Source organism: Leptolyngbya sp. CALU 1928, assembly GCF_056784215.1.
Window position 1 is genome coordinate 2,867,957 of record NZ_JBXBCE010000001.1, and the last position, 14,625, is coordinate 2,882,581.

At 46.7% G+C, this 14,625-nt stretch carries 20 protein-coding genes; 10 read left to right on the top strand and 10 right to left on the bottom strand.

Features of this window, described 5'->3' with window-relative positions; translation table 11 throughout:
• Positions 1-82 precede the first annotated feature (82 nt).
• Positions 83-262, bottom strand: coding sequence for a hypothetical protein (locus tag AC1S5B_RS13360; protein WP_482036163.1), 180 nt, complete (start codon positions 260-262; stop codon positions 83-85).
• Between the two features lie 7 nt (positions 263-269).
• Entirely contained in the window at positions 270-656 is a 387-nt protein-coding gene (locus AC1S5B_RS13365; RefSeq protein WP_482036164.1) for a hypothetical protein, read from the bottom strand.
• A 586-nt stretch (positions 657-1,242) separates the two neighbouring features.
• Here AC1S5B_RS13365 and AC1S5B_RS13370 point away from each other — a divergent pair.
• The 3 genes from AC1S5B_RS13370 to AC1S5B_RS13380 all read left to right on the top strand — a co-directional run bounded on the left by AC1S5B_RS13370 (position 1,243) and on the right by AC1S5B_RS13380 (position 4,009).
• Positions 1,243-1,647 (top strand): type IV pilin-like G/H family protein, encoded by a 405-nt coding sequence (locus AC1S5B_RS13370; protein WP_482036165.1) that lies wholly within the window; start codon positions 1,243-1,245, stop codon positions 1,645-1,647.
• Between the two features lie 168 nt (positions 1,648-1,815).
• Positions 1,816-2,469, top strand: a complete 654-nt coding sequence (locus AC1S5B_RS13375) for a hypothetical protein (RefSeq protein ID WP_482036166.1) — start codon at positions 1,816-1,818, stop codon at positions 2,467-2,469.
• A gap of 97 nt (positions 2,470-2,566) precedes the next feature.
• Positions 2,567-4,009 carry a hemolysin family protein gene (locus AC1S5B_RS13380; RefSeq protein ID WP_482036167.1) on the top strand — a complete coding sequence of 481 codons (1,443 nt, stop codon included), beginning with the start codon at positions 2,567-2,569 and terminating at the stop codon, positions 4,007-4,009.
• A gap of 54 nt (positions 4,010-4,063) precedes the next feature.
• On the opposite strand, the gene AC1S5B_RS13385 is transcribed toward AC1S5B_RS13380, so the two are convergent.
• Entirely contained in the window at positions 4,064-4,327 is a 264-nt protein-coding gene (locus tag AC1S5B_RS13385; RefSeq protein WP_482036168.1) for a TIGR02450 family Trp-rich protein, read from the bottom strand.
• Between the two features lie 172 nt (positions 4,328-4,499).
• Between AC1S5B_RS13385 and AC1S5B_RS13390 the strand changes: the two genes are divergently transcribed.
• Positions 4,500-5,294 carry a pentapeptide repeat-containing protein gene (locus AC1S5B_RS13390; RefSeq protein WP_482036169.1) on the top strand — a complete coding sequence of 265 codons (795 nt, stop codon included), beginning with the start codon at positions 4,500-4,502 and terminating at the stop codon, positions 5,292-5,294.
• Here AC1S5B_RS13390 and AC1S5B_RS13395 read toward each other — a convergent pair.
• Complete coding sequence (locus AC1S5B_RS13395; RefSeq protein WP_482036170.1) at positions 5,251-6,351, bottom strand: hypothetical protein; 1,101 nt, start codon at positions 6,349-6,351, stop codon at positions 5,251-5,253. The two genes, AC1S5B_RS13390 and AC1S5B_RS13395, sit on opposite strands and share 44 nt — an antisense overlap.
• A gap of 111 nt (positions 6,352-6,462) precedes the next feature.
• Positions 6,463-6,900, bottom strand: coding sequence for a pre-16S rRNA-processing nuclease YqgF (locus AC1S5B_RS13400; RefSeq protein ID WP_482036171.1), 438 nt, complete (start codon positions 6,898-6,900; stop codon positions 6,463-6,465).
• Between the two features lie 323 nt (positions 6,901-7,223).
• Here AC1S5B_RS13400 and AC1S5B_RS13405 point away from each other — a divergent pair, with 323 nt between their 5' ends.
• From AC1S5B_RS13405 to AC1S5B_RS13425, 5 genes are all read left to right on the top strand, one after another.
• The gene (locus AC1S5B_RS13405; protein WP_482036172.1) at positions 7,224-8,432 is read left to right on the top strand and encodes a 4-hydroxy-3-methylbut-2-enyl diphosphate reductase; all 1,209 of its coding nucleotides are present in this window, start codon (positions 7,224-7,226) and stop codon (positions 8,430-8,432) included.
• Positions 8,433-8,466: 34 nt separating this feature from the next.
• A complete protein-coding gene (locus AC1S5B_RS13410) occupies positions 8,467-9,396 on the top strand; it encodes a hypothetical protein (RefSeq protein WP_482036173.1) in 930 nt (309 codons plus the stop codon).
• Between the two features lie 112 nt (positions 9,397-9,508).
• The gene (locus tag AC1S5B_RS13415; RefSeq protein ID WP_482036174.1) at positions 9,509-9,676 is read left to right on the top strand and encodes a hypothetical protein; all 168 of its coding nucleotides are present in this window, start codon (positions 9,509-9,511) and stop codon (positions 9,674-9,676) included.
• Between the two features lie 33 nt (positions 9,677-9,709).
• Positions 9,710-9,946 (top strand): hypothetical protein, encoded by a 237-nt coding sequence (locus AC1S5B_RS13420; RefSeq protein ID WP_482036175.1) that lies wholly within the window; start codon positions 9,710-9,712, stop codon positions 9,944-9,946.
• Positions 9,918-10,274, top strand: coding sequence for a type II toxin-antitoxin system PemK/MazF family toxin (locus tag AC1S5B_RS13425; RefSeq protein WP_482036176.1), 357 nt, complete (start codon positions 9,918-9,920; stop codon positions 10,272-10,274). The genes AC1S5B_RS13420 and AC1S5B_RS13425 overlap by 29 nt, the downstream gene beginning before the upstream one ends.
• Here AC1S5B_RS13425 and AC1S5B_RS13430 read toward each other — a convergent pair.
• Positions 10,260-10,388 carry a hypothetical protein gene (locus AC1S5B_RS13430; RefSeq protein WP_482036177.1) on the bottom strand — a complete coding sequence of 43 codons (129 nt, stop codon included), beginning with the start codon at positions 10,386-10,388 and terminating at the stop codon, positions 10,260-10,262. The two genes, AC1S5B_RS13425 and AC1S5B_RS13430, sit on opposite strands and share 15 nt — an antisense overlap.
• Before the next feature lie 84 nt (positions 10,389-10,472).
• Between AC1S5B_RS13430 and AC1S5B_RS13435 the strand changes: the two genes are divergently transcribed.
• Positions 10,473-11,282 (top strand): alpha/beta fold hydrolase, encoded by an 810-nt coding sequence (locus AC1S5B_RS13435; protein WP_482036178.1) that lies wholly within the window; start codon positions 10,473-10,475, stop codon positions 11,280-11,282.
• Between the two features lie 81 nt (positions 11,283-11,363).
• Here AC1S5B_RS13435 and AC1S5B_RS13440 read toward each other — a convergent pair whose 3' ends face one another.
• The 4 genes from AC1S5B_RS13440 to AC1S5B_RS13455 all read right to left on the bottom strand — a co-directional run bounded on the left by AC1S5B_RS13440 (position 11,364) and on the right by AC1S5B_RS13455 (position 14,325).
• Positions 11,364-12,851, bottom strand: coding sequence for an MBOAT family O-acyltransferase (locus tag AC1S5B_RS13440; RefSeq protein ID WP_482036179.1), 1,488 nt, complete (start codon positions 12,849-12,851; stop codon positions 11,364-11,366).
• 97 nt (positions 12,852-12,948) lie between these two features.
• Complete coding sequence (locus AC1S5B_RS13445) at positions 12,949-13,584, bottom strand: TIGR04282 family arsenosugar biosynthesis glycosyltransferase (protein ID WP_482036180.1); 636 nt, start codon at positions 13,582-13,584, stop codon at positions 12,949-12,951.
• Positions 13,563-13,739 carry a hypothetical protein gene (locus AC1S5B_RS13450; protein ID WP_482036181.1) on the bottom strand — a complete coding sequence of 59 codons (177 nt, stop codon included), beginning with the start codon at positions 13,737-13,739 and terminating at the stop codon, positions 13,563-13,565. The genes AC1S5B_RS13445 and AC1S5B_RS13450 overlap by 22 nt, the downstream gene beginning before the upstream one ends.
• 169 nt (positions 13,740-13,908) lie before the next feature.
• Positions 13,909-14,325 carry a DUF6335 family protein gene (locus tag AC1S5B_RS13455; RefSeq protein WP_482036182.1) on the bottom strand — a complete coding sequence of 139 codons (417 nt, stop codon included), beginning with the start codon at positions 14,323-14,325 and terminating at the stop codon, positions 13,909-13,911.
• Positions 14,326-14,625: the final 300 nt, after the last annotated feature.

Here is a 14,625-nt window from a genome sequence, read left to right on the forward strand (position 1 = left end):
CACGGCTTTGAATGATCTGGCGCTGTTTGCTCACACTCCAGTTATTCCTTGCAGTCTGCACTAAGCTTCCCAGAACTTCGCATCAGGGCTTTGAGGATGGCTCTTCTTGGGGTGGCTTTACCTGAGTTGTGGGTGATGAAGATTCTTGGGGCGCTGGGCTGGAAGATTCGGGAGTGGCGCGGGGTGGATTGGCACTGGGGGCACAGGCGATAGCGCTCAGCCCAATGATCCCACAAAAAAATATGAGTAAAACTTGATTCATGACTCAACTACGCTAAGGTTTCTGGACAATAGCCTAAACCGCGAACAAACTGAGTGCGGAACTCTTCAATTTCTTTGCGATCGGGGGTGCCATGAGAAACCACTGCCACTTGATAGCGTTGCATCACTGCGACAGGCGATTGACCCGTTTCTAAACCCCACATTGCCATTTGAATCCGAATGTTGGGTTCATGAGGGATGCCCAATTCATTCATAAACGCTTGGAAATCGCCATGCTGGTGAGGCTCTAAATCTTGGCTCAGCTTAACTCGAATGAGCCAGCCATCAATTTGATGAATCACACTCATAAAGCGCACTGGCAAATAACCCTTGTGCAGAAACTCAACCACTCTTAAGGTCAAGCTAGTGTTGGCTAAAAAGTAAACGTAATCCATAGGGGAAACCAACAGTGCGAATAGCCTTATAGTCGCGCTTGAAGAGATACAGCGGTGAGGGGAAAAGCCCCCGTATTAGAGAGGGTTTCCCCCCAATTTTGTTCGGTAACGTTGAGGCGCGAGACTACCTCAATTACGGCGGATCTCATCCCTGCAAGGGTTTGGCATGAGTTACAGCTTCCATCTGCCTTTTGTTAAGTTTCTTGCTAAGCACTCTCATGGATCTTGCACACCAGCTTCATCAAGTTTTGCGGGAAATACACAAGCCGTTGTGTAGAGTGAGAGATAGAAATCTGAAGAGTAAGTATTTTTAACCCGTTCTTCTCACCATCAAAATTTTCTTGAGCTAGGCAAACTCAAGTCAATGTTAAGTTTGGTTTGGTTTGATGAGTCTTTGATACGTTCGAGTACAAAGACTCATCGCAGGTGCATCGATTTAGATTTAGTGCGTAGTTTTCTTCTCATACCAGCGATGACTTCATATAAAACTCAATTTGCACTACTTGTAGCGATCGCTGCATCATCACTAATAGGATGTTCCACAGAAACATCCCCCAAAAGCTCCAGTTCAGCATTGGACAATTCAATGGTAGAAAGCCAAGCTAAAAATTCAGTTAGCTCGGCTCTTTTCAGGCAACAAACTTACTTTTTAGAAAAAAACGCCTTCGCCAGTTCATTTGGTGCCTTGGATGCAGAAGACACAATCAACACCAAAAACTATAGCTACCGAATTATCTTAAAGCCCAATAAATTCAAAGGGGTTGCGGTTATAGCAACGTCTAAAAATCCTAAACTTCGCAGCTATACCGGGGTTGTCTATGTTGTTAATTTAAGACAGTCAGGAACGGTGACCTTATCTCAGCTTTGTGAAACCCAAGAACCCTCCAAGGTTGCACCCACTGTTCCTGATAATCCTAGCCGTGTTTCCAACACCATTTTCTGTCCGGCAGGATCTCGTTCTGCTTTTGAACTGTTAGCATTAAACGACTAGCTAACGGGTCTATAGGCTGATTTATTTATAGATTTCTTTCAGAAGTTGGCGATCTATGGCATGATTGCGGCAATCTTCTCTCGATGTCAATTTTTTGATAATTTGTGAAATTGCGAGAGCTTTTGATTGAACTATTTAATCGGCTTTTTCGCGATATTCTACATACCCATGAAATGGAATTCAACCCTCGGACTTACCCTACTGTTGCTGATGTCTATGCTCATTGCTGGAGTTTTTAGCGGCATCGCGGGCACCAATCTTGGGCGTGAAGCCCTCAAAGGCATTACCCAACCAGACACCCGACCCAACAATTTGGCAAATCGTAAAGGCGATCTTCCTCGGAAAGATGAGGTGTTGATTTTGCCAGAAGATAAAATTATTGCCAACGTTAAAACCCGTATTGGCGGTGGTAAAACGGCGGCGGTAGCAGCAAAACCTGTCTCTGGAGAGGCGACAAATGCGGCCGTTGCTCAAGCAAAGTTTCCGTTTACTGTAGAGAGTGAAGATGTCACTTTAGAAATTCGTTCTATTCAGCAACAGGGTGATTCTTTCATCATGGCGGTTGCATTGCGGAATGCTAGTAAAGCACCTATCAAATTTTTATACAGTTTCTTGGAAGTCAAAGATAACCAGGGGAGAACCCTAAGCGCCAATACAGAAGGGCTGCCGTCTGAGTTGGCTGCCGATAATCAGGTGTATGCAGGCATCATTCGGTTGCCAGTGGCATCGGTTGATAAGGCAGAAAAGTTGTCATTGTCGCTGTCAGATTATCCTGACCAGAAAGTGCAGCTAGAAGCGACTAATATTCCGGTGATGCGATAAAAGGCTACTATGCTTTCTGCTAAGGGCATCTTAATCTTATTGAACTATGGCAATCACAAGTGCCTCAACGCTGATCATTTGGGGAGGCATTTAAGCAATGGCTGCACCACCGTCTGAAAGTTTGGCATGGTCGGAGATTGCTGTACGCTTGCTGTCTGTTTTTCTGCTGATTGCAATTAATGCTTTCTTCGTCACAGCAGAGTTTTCGATTGTTTCTGTACGGCGATCGCGGATTAATCAACTCGTTAGCGCAGGAGATATTCCCGCAAAAACGGTGCAAAATTTGCAGCGCAGTATCGAGCGCTTGCTTTCTACTACCCAGCTAGGGATTACTTTGGCGAGTTTGGCACTGGGCTGGATTGGGGAAACTGCCATGGTGGGCTTAGTAGAAAATGGGCTAAGGCAACTGCCAATGCCCTTAACCCTACAAGCGCCCATCGCCCACTCTCTGGCGCTGCCGCTGACTTTTCTGAGCATTGCCTATTTGCAAATCGTATTAGGTGAGCTTTGCCCTAAATCAGTGGCACTTCTGTATCCCGAAGAAATATCGCGAGTTTTAGGACCCCCCAGTCTGGCGATCGCCCGTATTTTTAACCCATTTATTTGGATTCTAAATCAGTCTACTCGGCTACTGCTGAAACTAGTAGGAATTCAATATGCCGCAGGGCAAGGCTGGTATAACCAGGTCAGTTCAGAAGAATTACAGTTGATCATCACCTCTAACGAATCCACAGGATTAGAAGCAGAAGAGCGAGAACTGTTGCGTAATGTATTTGAGTTTGGCGAAGTCTCCACCGCAGAAGTGATGGTGCCCCGAACTAGCATCGCCGCAATTTCTCACACTGCCACACTCAAAACCTTTTTAGAAGAAGTGGCAGAATCAGGTTACTCTCGCTATCCAGTCATTGGGGAATCTTTAGACGATATTCGCGGCATTATTAACTTTAAAGAACTGGCAGAACCGCTGTCGCAAAATCCCCATTTTTTGGATCAATCCATTAGCCTGTGGGTTCGTCCAGCGCGGTTTATTCCTGAATATATGCTGTTGAGTGAGCTATTGCCATTAATGCAGCGATCGCGTCAGCCCATGGTAATGGCAGTGGATGAATTTGGCGGCACCGCAGGGTTAGCCACGATCGCCGATGTGATTGGGGCAATCCTGGGAGACACGGTTGAAACCGATAATATTGAAGAAGCCACCATCCAAATTCTGGATGATCAAACTTTTCTAGTGCAAGCGCAGATGAACTTAGAAGAAGTCAACGACTTGCTCAGCTTAGAACTGCCGCTCACCGATGATTACCAAACCCTCGCAGGATTTGTTCTGTATAATCTACAGCGCATTCCAGCATCGGGCGAATCCCTACACTTTGAAGGCTACGAATTTACTGTCGTCACTGCCGAAGGTCCCCGCTTGCACCAAATTCGCATCCATCGGCTAGAAAACCCAGCAATGGAATCTAATAAACTAGACTTGACCTCCATCGATCCAGAGCAATCAGCGCGACCCAACGAAGATTCCCTTCCCCCCAATCTCTAATACCCACCTCCTCAATCTTGTGACTTTATCTCTTGGGTGAGTGAGTCTTAGGGATTAACTTTTTTGTGAGAGTTGAGTTGCAATATCTGACTGTTCTTGAAGCGATCTCCATCCCGCTTGCCAAAGCCTCTCATCCTTCAACAACTTGGCATTCAGCCAAAATCGCACTTTAGGGTCACAGGAAGCCACCATTTCCGCAAATACCCAGATTCCCTGATTTTTTCGATTGGTCACTTGAAAATGTCGCCAGCCATACACTTGGGCATGGGCTGTCCACTTAGAACCGACTAGATAAGGAAATTTTTGTTTGCGTTGCATGATTCAACAAAAGCATTCTGATTAACTTGACCGGATCAACCCACATGATGACGCTTGAAGCGCGATCGTTAAGTGAGTCGTTCAATTATCAATGTAAAGGTTAAGGACAGGGTGTTGCAAAGTTAGTAACTTGAGCTTAAATAGCTTCAAGCATACTAATTGGCGATCGCCCATGAAATCCTCCACCTTGATGACTACGGCGCTAGTGACCGTGCTGGGCATCTCCTTCCCGGCTCAGGCAGAAAACTTAGAACACAGCCGTCAGCTTTTGGCAACCAAGCAGTGCCCTCGGTGTGATCTGAGCCGATCTGGGTTCATCTTTGCCGATTTATCTGGAGCGAATTTAAATCAAGCGAACTTAGTGGGGGCAAATTTGAGTCAGTCCAATCTGCAAGGAGCCGATCTGCGGGGTGCAAATTTGGCTGGAGCCTCGCTCAATGGTGCAAATTTAACCGGGGCAAGATTGGATGGTGCAAATTTGGCTGGGGCAGACCTGCGGAAAGCCTATTTGACTGGAGCATCGGTGACGGGGGCGATTACCGAAGGAGCCTATTTGCAAGGAGCCGTAGGGCTTGCCGCTTCGGTCGGAACGATAGACGATTTCTATCGCTGGGCATTGGAAGATGAGCAGCGGCAAAACTATATCAGTGCCATTCAAAACTATACTCAGGTGATTGCGCGTCAAGCTGAATTTGCCCCGGCTTACTTGGGTCGCAGTGCGGCGCGAATGCGGACGGGCGATCGCAAACGGGCGATCGCAGATGCTCGTGAAGCTGAACGCCTATTTAAAGCTCAGGGTGACTCTACCAACGCTGCGGCTGCGACCAAAATTGCCCTACTGTTTGAAACTCCCATCCCTGAAGACAAAATCGATAAAGGAAAACCTGATTTTGGGCAGGCGCTGTTCGGCATTTTGGGTGTTGCTATGAGGCTATTTTTGTCTGGGTTTTCCCTTCCGTCGCTGTAGCCGCAAACAGCATGGGGCGCAGTTCGGGCTGGCTGTTAAATTTCCAGATGATGCCATCGACGAAGTAATGGTAAATAACGATCATGGTGAAAGGCATGAACAGCCACAGCCACACATCTTGATAAAGCAGTCCTTTTAGCTCAATCCACCCAACAATCAAGCCATAGAGGAGCGCGATCGCAAACCCTTTAAGGGCAATGTGCTTCACTGTAGGAAACTGTTGGGTTTGATAATGCATCATCCAACCGTGATATTGCACATCGTGGTAGGCAGTTTCTAGCGCTTCTGCCACTAAAAACGGAGTGGCAGTCATAAAGAAAATGAAGTAGTGAGTCGATAACACCGCCAGCATCAACAAAAGCTTAGGGAGATTGAGTGGCTCTTTACGACCCCAGCGCACCAGTTGCCGCAGCAGAAACAAGGTAAGAAAACTGAGGAAGATCGCCCAAGTGATCTCGACAAAAATAGAGGGAATATTGGGAAAGTTGCACTGAAAATCTTTATAAATTACAATAGGCGACTCAATGCCAGAGTAATCATTGAAAAAGCAAGCAAACATTCCACTATAAAAAGTGCCAAAATCTAGCCAATCATCTAGGCGGTTTCTATCGTGGTTGAGGTTTTTATAAGCCTTTAAAAACCCGTAATGTTGGCGAATGATGTGATAGCTGCCAAAAAAAGCCGCAAACACAATCAGTTCAGCTTCCAACTTGAAACCCGTGAGCAGAAACCCCACTGCAATTAAGCCTCCAAGCCCCACGGTATGAATTGTTTTATGGCGCTGAAACTCAACGCGATCGCCATGGGTACGCGAAAAAGTTTGAAAAATATGAGGATGATCTAATAAGGCTGAAAATACAAAGTAAGTAATTAGAATAGAGTCGCCTTGTAGGAAGAAATGAAACTGATCAGCAACTTGATAAAGCCCCCAAAAAAGTAGGGTAAAAACACAGCTTCCAATGAAAAAAAACAGATCGTAGCGTTGGCTAACCATCCAGCGATCGCTAACTAGAGGAAGCCATTGTTTGAACGCCTGAGTTTTGGCTAGAGGAACCATTAGAATGATTGAACGAGGTTTTTGGTCGCGATCGCTGACTCAATTTAGCCGATGACAAAACTGCGGGCAACTATTGTCGCTAAGGGGACTATCAATTATGGTCATCTACGACTATCCTACGAGTTGTTCTAAGTATCGCTCGATTAATAGAATCGCCACGATATCATCCACAGGGCGCGGGATGCTGCGTAAAGACTGCGGAACTAGACTCAGAACCCCGCTAGGTGGATACATTTGCCAATAGCGATCGCGAGCTTCTAAGCTACTATTTCGCTCATCGACCATGACGATCCGCAAGGGATCAATCAAATTCTCTGACAGCTTCAACTTCCAATCTTTAGACGAGGTTTGGTTTCCCATCACCAGCAAAGAAACGGGAAACGTTTGGCGCAGCGTTTCAATCTCGGCGATCGCGTCTGCTGCACTTACTACCTGGTGATATTTCACAACTCGATCAACCCCCATTACCGCAATGCCACACTTCAAGCGACCGGGATCAAATCCTAAAATAGTGGGCTGATCCGGCAAGCTATAACGATCAGAGTGCATGAGCGATGGGGAGCCTAACGATGGGTCAAAGTTAATGTAGGGTTACTAGCGATAGCCACCAGAGATTGCCGATGTGGGTCGTTGTTACTTTTCTGAAAAAATCAAAAATACGAACAGGAAAGCGACGCTCCACAATCTTTTGAAGATTAACAAGCTCAGTCTTCAACGCCATTTGCGTGATATTATAGCGAAGTTTTTTTGTAAAAGCTGCCTATGCCCGTTCATCGGTCTACTTCTTAACAGATTAGGCTTATCAGGATCAGACAGGGCTAAGATGAGGGAAAATCAAAGCTAGGAATGAATCACCGTGAGGCTAAGGGTTGATGGATACTAAAGCGTTTAAGCGATCGCTCAACAATTCAGACAATTATCATCGCAAAGGCTTTGGGCATGAAGCCGAAGTGTCTGGGCAGATGCAGAACGAGTATCAAAGCAACTTAATTCAGCAGATTCGGGATAATGGCTATAGCCTCCAGCGAGGCGAAGTGACGATTCATTTGGCAGAAGCCTTTGGATTTTGCTGGGGAGTGGAACGCGCCGTGGCAATGGCGTATGAAACCCGGACTCACTTTCCGACTGAGCGCATTTGGATCACCAACGAAATTATTCATAACCCCTCAGTTAATCAGCGATTGCGCGACATGAACGTGGGTTTTATCGAGGTGGTCAATGGCGAAAAAAGCTTTTCAGTAGTGGACAGCGGCGATGTGGTGATTTTGCCAGCTTTTGGAGCCAGCGTCCAAGAGATGCAGCTTTTGAATGAGAAAGGCTGCAAGATTGTAGACACCACTTGCCCCTGGGTTTCTAAGGTGTGGAACACCGTGGAAAAACACAAGAAAGCTAGCCATACCTCAATCATTCACGGCAAATATAATCACGAAGAAACTGTTGCAACTAGTTCGTTTGCAGGCACTTATCTGATTGTGCTGAACCTGCAAGAAGCGGAATATGTCGCCAATTACATTCTCAACGGCGGCGATTCTGCTGAGTTTCTCGCTAAGTTTAGCCGATCGCATTCGGTTGGGTTTGATCCCGATCGCGACTTAGAGCGTGTGGGCATTGCCAACCAAACCACCATGCTCAAGGGTGAAACCGAGCAAATCGGCAAGTTGTTGGAACATACCATGATGCGAAAGTATGGTCCCGATCAACTCAATAATCACTTTCTCAGCTTTAACACTATTTGCGATGCCACTCAAGAGCGTCAGGATGCCATGTTGGGGCTGGTAGAAGACAAGTTGGATCTGATGGTGGTGATCGGCGGCTACAACTCTTCCAACACCACTCATCTGCAAGAAATCGCCGTCGATCGCGGCATTCCGTCTTATCACATTGATAGCGCTAGCCGCATTGGTGCGGGAAACCGAGTAGAACACAAACCCCTGCATCGCGATTTGGAAGTGGCTGAAAACTGGTTACCCAAGGGCAAGATCGCGATCGGGATTACCTCCGGCGCATCGACTCCTGACAAAGTAGTAGAAGAAGTACTGGAAAAAATCTTTGAGCTAAAAGCAGTGGCGAAAGTGGTGTAAAAGATTTGGGCGATGCACTTTAGAGGGCAAGAAGATGACTTCAGACTCACCGTTTTTAGCAGCAGCACGGCAAGGAAAAAATAGCTGGCAGCGCTATCTATTGGGAACTGTCCTAGTATTTTTAATCCCTATTGTCGCGATTGTCGCGATGTGTATCCCGATTGTAGTTATTTTGCTCATCGCATCAATCTTCTATCCGCCCTTACGACAAACACTAGCCTCGAAAAATGGAGTTGAGCAATTTCTTTACAGCCGATTTTTTGGCTTTCAGTTCAGCTATTTTTTCATCATAGGTTTGTTTGCAATCCTGTTTTTAGTGACGATGGTATTCGTGCTTGAGTATATACATCGGCGACGATGGCAAACCTTGCTAGGTTTAGAGAATCACTCTTTTTCAATCGCAAGAGTCATTCAAGGTTTTGCTGTCAGTTTTGGGTTTTCGTTAGTAAGGACGCTGACTTTCTATTTGACAATGCCATCTCGATACACAGTTTCCTTTAATGCTTCAGAGTGGTTGATTGCCCTACCATTCTCTTTTTTATTGGCGATCTTTATATCTTTAATTCATTGTTTCTTACGTGCATACTGGCTTCAGGGCTTGGGGCTAGTGGTGCAAAAGCCAGCGAGGTTAGCAACACTCTACGGTTTACTTCTCGGTACAACGTTTTTCTTTTCAGGCACCCATAAAACTCCGATCAGTTGGTTTGCCATAGTTTTACAGTTCATGTTTCTCGCCTGGATTGTTCTGAAAGACAACAGGCTAGAACTGCTCATTGGATCAAGTATTGGAGATTCCCTTTACTCCCTTTCTATTTTGGGGGTTGGCAGTGACAAGATTCAGTTCCCAACCATTTTGAAGCGAACAAGCGAAACTATACCAGTGCTGAATCTTCTCATTTTTATTATTTATGCAACGCTGTTCTATTTTATTTTCTTCCGCTCTAAACCTAGACATCCAGTTTGATAATATTGCCTGATCAACCCAAGTTAAGGTTTATCTGACAGACGAGATTTCTGGGAGATGAGGCACTTAAATATTAAGATGAACCTAATCTATTAGCTTAAGGCGATCGCAGGTGAGCCAATTATGTCGAGAGATCGCCGTTGTGCAGAAAAGCGCGATCGCAGGTGAGCCAGTTTTTAGAGAGAGATCGCGGTTGTTAAAGAAAGGGGCGATCGCTGTTGTAAAGAGAAAGCGCGATCGCTTGAAAAATTATGCAGGGGCGATCGCGAAAATGAGATGATAGGTTAGAAGCAGTTGAGCGATCGTCAAGCGTATGAAAGCCATCGAAGTCACAGGCAGCGTTAACGAACAGGGCAATGTCGAGTTAGATCAACCGCTTGCAACTGCGAAATTAACTCGATTTAGAGGAATATTGATTTTTCCTGATGTGAACGAAATTGAAGAATGGTCTTTGTCAGCCATCAAAACCTCGGCGATCGATCTTCTCAACGATCCTGAAGAAGACATCTACACACTAGAAGATGGCAAACCAATTAGTCATGAAGCGTAATGTGGTGTTGGTCGAGTTTCCTTATGACGATTTATCCAATAGCAAAATTCGTCCCGCTTACGCTCTAACCGATTCTATTGGAGAACATTGCCATGTTATTCTGGCACTGACTACTAGCCGCATTCCCGCTCAACCCCTTGCTAGCGATCTCATCTTGGATATCACCGACTCTGACTTTGCAATCAGTGGACTGAAAAAAACTTCCACGATAAGACTGAACCATCTAATCACTCTACGCGACTCAATGATTCAGCGTCAGTTGGGTGAGTTGTCTTTAGAAACTCATAGACAGATTGTAGACAAGTTGTGTTCCTTAATCACTGGCTAACGCGATCGCCCTTATGTCTATCCCTCCTAGGCGATCGCGGTTGTAAATTGGAAACGCGATCGCGTTCGTAAATGGCTTGAGTATAGCCCCTGATGCCTTTGAAAACGCTTGCAATAATACTCAGACTCGATCGCCCAACCTACACCGTAAATTTAACCGTAGGATGGATGAGGCGCAGCCGTAACGCATGAATCAGCAATGGATTTACAAGTTTTAGTTGAAGGGCAAGGCTTTCCCATCCTTTGCCTGCATGGGCATCCCGGCAGGGGCAGCAGCATGTCTGTCTTTACCCAGCACCTATCTCAACGGTACAAAACGATCGCCCCAGATTTGCGGGGCTATGGCAACAGCCAAACTGCTGCTGATTTTGCCATGACCGATCATCTCGCTGATTTAGACACGTTATTGGATCACCTACACATTGAAAAATATCTGGTTTTAGGCTGGTCACTGGGCGGCATTTTGGCAATGGAACTGGCACTGCGATCGCCCGATCGCGTCAGTGGTCTGATTCTGATTGCTTCAGCGGCGCGTCCTTGGGGCGATCACCCTCCGATTACCTGGCAAGATAATCTGTATACCGGGGTTGCGGGCATTGTAAATTGGCTCCATCCCGGTTGGCAATGGAATATCGACACCTTTGGACAGCGATCGCTGTTTCGTTACTTAGTACAAACTCATACGCCTGAGACTTACGAATATCTCGCCCAAGCCGCCGTGCCTGCCTACCTCCGCACCTCACGGCGATCAACCCGCGCCTTGTTTAGTGCGATTCGACAAGGCTACAATCGCGTGCCAGATTTACCGCAGATTCAATGCCCCAGTTTGGTGCTGGCTGGAGAGTACGATCGCCATATCACCGCTGCCGCCAGTCAGGAAACTATGCGACAACTGACAAACGCAGAATGGCGCTGCTATCCCAATACGGCACACCTGTTTCCCTGGGAAATTCCAGATCAAGTGTTGGCAGATATTGACGACTGGTTAGAGCGGCATCCGCAGGAGTGAGGGAGAATGCGAGGTTTCGGGTTTCGGGTTTCAGATGGTGAGAAAACTGTGACCCCTAACCCCTAGAACCTGACCTCTGCTTTAAAAGTCGAAGTAGATGTAGGGGAGTGCGCCTTGGGGAGCAAGCAGCCAGACGGTAAAAAGGCACACTGGCACAAGCATGAGCTTAACGTTCCAGTTGAGTTGTAGCTTGAGGACACGATCGCAGAAGTAGGCGATCGCCATCAACGCGACGATGGCGGCTAACAATAAAGCAATTTGTATAGGTTGGAGTCCGATCGCTTCCACATAAACCTTTTGAGTGAACTGGGCATCGGCAGCATGACCCCACAAACGCTGAATCACGACCCAAGAATCCTTCAGGTTTGGTAGACGGAAGAAGATCCAGCACACCGTAACCATGGATTGAGTGAGCAGCCACGCGACCAGAATTCCGTAGGGCTGCTGCCAAAAATATTTTAGCCAGGGCATCCGATTAGATAGCGCATCTGTGAGTCGATGGATGACCAAGCCGACTCCATGCAGCAAACCCCAGACGACGAACCCCCAAGCGGCACCATGCCAAATTCCGGCGATCGCCATCACAATCATCAAGTTTATGCAGGTGCGAAACAGCCCTTGACGAGAGCCGCCTAGGGGAAAGTAGAGATAGTTTCTGAGCCAGTCGCCGAGGGTCATGTGCCAGCGCCGCCAAAAGTCTGCAATGCTGCTTGTGAGATAGGGAAAGTCGAAGTTTTGCGGCAGGTTGAAGCTGAGTAAGATTGCCGAACCCCGCGCCATATCTACATAGCCGCTAAAGTCAAGGTACAACTGTAAGCCGTAGGCAATCGTTGCCAGCCATAAATCGCCGCTGCCTGCCCGCTGCAAGTTTTGAAAGCTGAGATCGACTAACACGCCGATATTGTCCGCCAGCAACCCTTTTTTGACGGCACCACAGGCAATCAACCATAGCCCTTCGGCACTGCGATCGAGGGTTGGGCGGGTCTGTTGCATCTGCCCGGTCATGATGTGATAGCGGGTGATGGGACCCGACAGCAGCTTGGCAAAGAACAGCTTGTAGGCAGAAAACTTCAGCCATTGCTGAGCGGCAGGCGCACCCCGATACACATCCACCAGGTAGGCGATACATTCAAAGCAAAAAAAGCTGATGCCGATGGGGGCAATTAGGGCACTACTTGCCCACTGAGCAACCTCTTTTGTTGTCGTCCAGCCAAATACTTCTGCGATCGCATTCAGCGTGAAAGGAATGTATTTAAAGCTGAAAAGCAGCAGCACATTGAGTCCAATTCCAAACCACAGAAGTTTGAGCCGCTTGCGATTCCAATCTTGCTGGGTAAATTGCCAATCGTCATTTCGCCAATCGGGGGGAGTGGATAGCGATCGCCCCAAATAAAAGTTAATCCAGGTGGCTGTCAACAGCAGCGGAATGTAATACACCTGAAACGAGGCGTAGAAAATTAAGCTGGCAATCAACAATACCCAGAGTCGAGATCGCGGTTGGTCGAGCAACCAATAGATCACAACCAGGCTCAGCAGAAATAAAACGTAGGGAAAAGAGATAAAAGTCATGGACGATCGCAACAGTTTTAATGACCCGCCAAATCAAAAGCGCGATCGCACGCATTATAGTGAACCTCCAACCATTGAGCGAATTATTTTATAAATTTCATTTTTGTTGCCTTCGATCTGCTGCAATCCGTTCCCAAATTTCCAAGTCGGCGGGATAGTCTACATCTGAAAGGATGGGCAGCAGTGCGGCGGATAGATTAAGTTCCGCCGCGATCGCTAGGGTTTGTTCCAAAACACTTGCCGTACTCCAGGCAATACTGCTAAACAGTTGCGGAATCCAGCGGCGTAACCCGATCAGATAGTAACCACCATCGCTAGCGGGACCCAAAACAAGATCATGCTGCTGAAGTTCACAAAAGGCTTGCTCTAATAGGGACGCATTCAAATCGGGACAATCGGTGCCAATGATGAGCGCACGGTCAACGTTAGCGTTAAATGCAGTCTGAAACGCTCGCGCCATGCGATCGCCCAAATCACCTTCACCCTGCACGGTATACATCAAGTCAGTTCCCAACCATCGTTGCATCAAATCCCGATCGCCGCCGGCAAAGCGCACTTCGATACAGAGTGGATGCTGCAACTGAAGTGCCTGCACTTGCAATAAAGTATGGTCTGCCATTTGGCGATGTAGCGCAGCGGCTCCCTCGGCTCCTAGGGCGGGAATTAGACGGGTTTTCGCTTTGCCAGCTTCAGGATAGCGGGTGAAAATAATCAGGCGGTCACTCGATGCCATACTGCGGTTTCCATCTCTCTTTTTTGGCTTCTCTTTTGGCTGATATCGCTAATATTCTCAGGAAATAGCCTCCGCGATCGTCGATTACGCCCAGCAGCCAGATCGACTCCCTGATACTTATTCACATACACGATATCTGCTCCACTCCCGCCCATAAATGCAGTGGGATTGAGGACTCATTCAGAGATAGCAGGCAACCCCTATCTAACATCCCCTAATCCTAGGGTTGAAACCCAAACCATAGGAAAACTACTTTAGAAACTAGGGAAGTCAGAATTTTAACTGAACTACAAGCTATTTCTCAACAACTCTAGTATTAACTCTCTACTGATTAGAAGAGCGATCGCTGTAATCCTCGGATGCTTCTGGGTCAAGTTCCCAACGGCGATCATCTCGTCCTTCAAGGATCTCAGTGGTTCTTAAAAATGCTCTGTCGTCCATTTCTAAACCGACAGCCGCGCCTAGTTCATCCACAATATCCATATCAGGCGCTGGCGCAGTGCCTCCAACTTCCTCGTCACCAACAGCATCAGCATCGATACTTGTTAGCATTGAATCATCATTAGAATCTTGTAGGCGATCGCGCAATGTATCACTAAATTCGGGCTGATCATGAACTCCTGTACCATAAGATTCGGTCATCTCTTGAGGTAAGTCCTCAGTCTCTTGTTCTTGCAGGGTTTGTTCGGCGGTGGGTTCGTCGGGGTTGTTTAAGAATTGATTATCGGTGCTATTTGTCATTTCTCCATTTACCTCTCAATGTTGCTTAGACGACTTTTTTGTGGTTAGTACATGATTCCCTAACGCGCTTTCTGTCGATAGTGAAATCAAAGCTGTGTTTTGACAGAAGGCTTTATTCTCAATAAGTTTAACTGACCTCCTGAAAAATAAAATCATTAAGCCGATAGATACTATATTTCTGATTTTCTTATTTTTATAAGAGTATATGCATAATTTTTTAGAATATCTAAATACTAGTACGCTTAGTTTTAAGGAACTCTTACGCACTTCTCTAGGACCTCAAATCGATGTATCTCTTTT

What these genes read in the sequence shown, in the direction of transcription:
- AC1S5B_RS13435 (WP_482036178.1), top strand. Translation starts at nt 10,473, where the DNA reads ATGGATTTACAAGTTTTAGTTGAAGGGCAAGGCTTTCCCATCCTTTGC.
- AC1S5B_RS13450 (WP_482036181.1), bottom strand. Translation starts at nt 13,739, where the DNA reads ATGGGCGGGAGTGGAGCAGATATCGTGTATGTGAATAAGTATCAGGGA.
- AC1S5B_RS13405 (WP_482036172.1), top strand. Translation starts at nt 7,224, where the DNA reads ATGGATACTAAAGCGTTTAAGCGATCGCTCAACAATTCAGACAATTAT.
- AC1S5B_RS13400 (WP_482036171.1), bottom strand. Translation starts at nt 6,900, where the DNA reads ATGCACTCTGATCGTTATAGCTTGCCGGATCAGCCCACTATTTTAGGA.
- AC1S5B_RS13410 (WP_482036173.1), top strand. Translation starts at nt 8,467, where the DNA reads ATGACTTCAGACTCACCGTTTTTAGCAGCAGCACGGCAAGGAAAAAAT.
- AC1S5B_RS13385 (WP_482036168.1), bottom strand. Translation starts at nt 4,327, where the DNA reads ATGCAACGCAAACAAAAATTTCCTTATCTAGTCGGTTCTAAGTGGACA.
- AC1S5B_RS13380 (WP_482036167.1), top strand. Translation starts at nt 2,567, where the DNA reads ATGGCTGCACCACCGTCTGAAAGTTTGGCATGGTCGGAGATTGCTGTA.
- AC1S5B_RS13395 (WP_482036170.1), bottom strand. Translation starts at nt 6,351, where the DNA reads ATGGTTCCTCTAGCCAAAACTCAGGCGTTCAAACAATGGCTTCCTCTA.
- AC1S5B_RS13390 (WP_482036169.1), top strand. Translation starts at nt 4,500, where the DNA reads ATGAAATCCTCCACCTTGATGACTACGGCGCTAGTGACCGTGCTGGGC.
- AC1S5B_RS13425 (WP_482036176.1), top strand. Translation starts at nt 9,918, where the DNA reads ATGGCAAACCAATTAGTCATGAAGCGTAATGTGGTGTTGGTCGAGTTT.
- AC1S5B_RS13445 (WP_482036180.1), bottom strand. Translation starts at nt 13,584, where the DNA reads ATGGCATCGAGTGACCGCCTGATTATTTTCACCCGCTATCCTGAAGCT.
- AC1S5B_RS13360 (WP_482036163.1), bottom strand. Translation starts at nt 262, where the DNA reads ATGAATCAAGTTTTACTCATATTTTTTTGTGGGATCATTGGGCTGAGC.
- AC1S5B_RS13370 (WP_482036165.1), top strand. Translation starts at nt 1,243, where the DNA reads ATGGTAGAAAGCCAAGCTAAAAATTCAGTTAGCTCGGCTCTTTTCAGG.
- AC1S5B_RS13420 (WP_482036175.1), top strand. Translation starts at nt 9,710, where the DNA reads ATGAAAGCCATCGAAGTCACAGGCAGCGTTAACGAACAGGGCAATGTC.
- AC1S5B_RS13455 (WP_482036182.1), bottom strand. Translation starts at nt 14,325, where the DNA reads ATGACAAATAGCACCGATAATCAATTCTTAAACAACCCCGACGAACCC.
- AC1S5B_RS13375 (WP_482036166.1), top strand. Translation starts at nt 1,816, where the DNA reads ATGAAATGGAATTCAACCCTCGGACTTACCCTACTGTTGCTGATGTCT.
- AC1S5B_RS13365 (WP_482036164.1), bottom strand. Translation starts at nt 656, where the DNA reads ATGGATTACGTTTACTTTTTAGCCAACACTAGCTTGACCTTAAGAGTG.
- AC1S5B_RS13440 (WP_482036179.1), bottom strand. Translation starts at nt 12,851, where the DNA reads ATGACTTTTATCTCTTTTCCCTACGTTTTATTTCTGCTGAGCCTGGTT.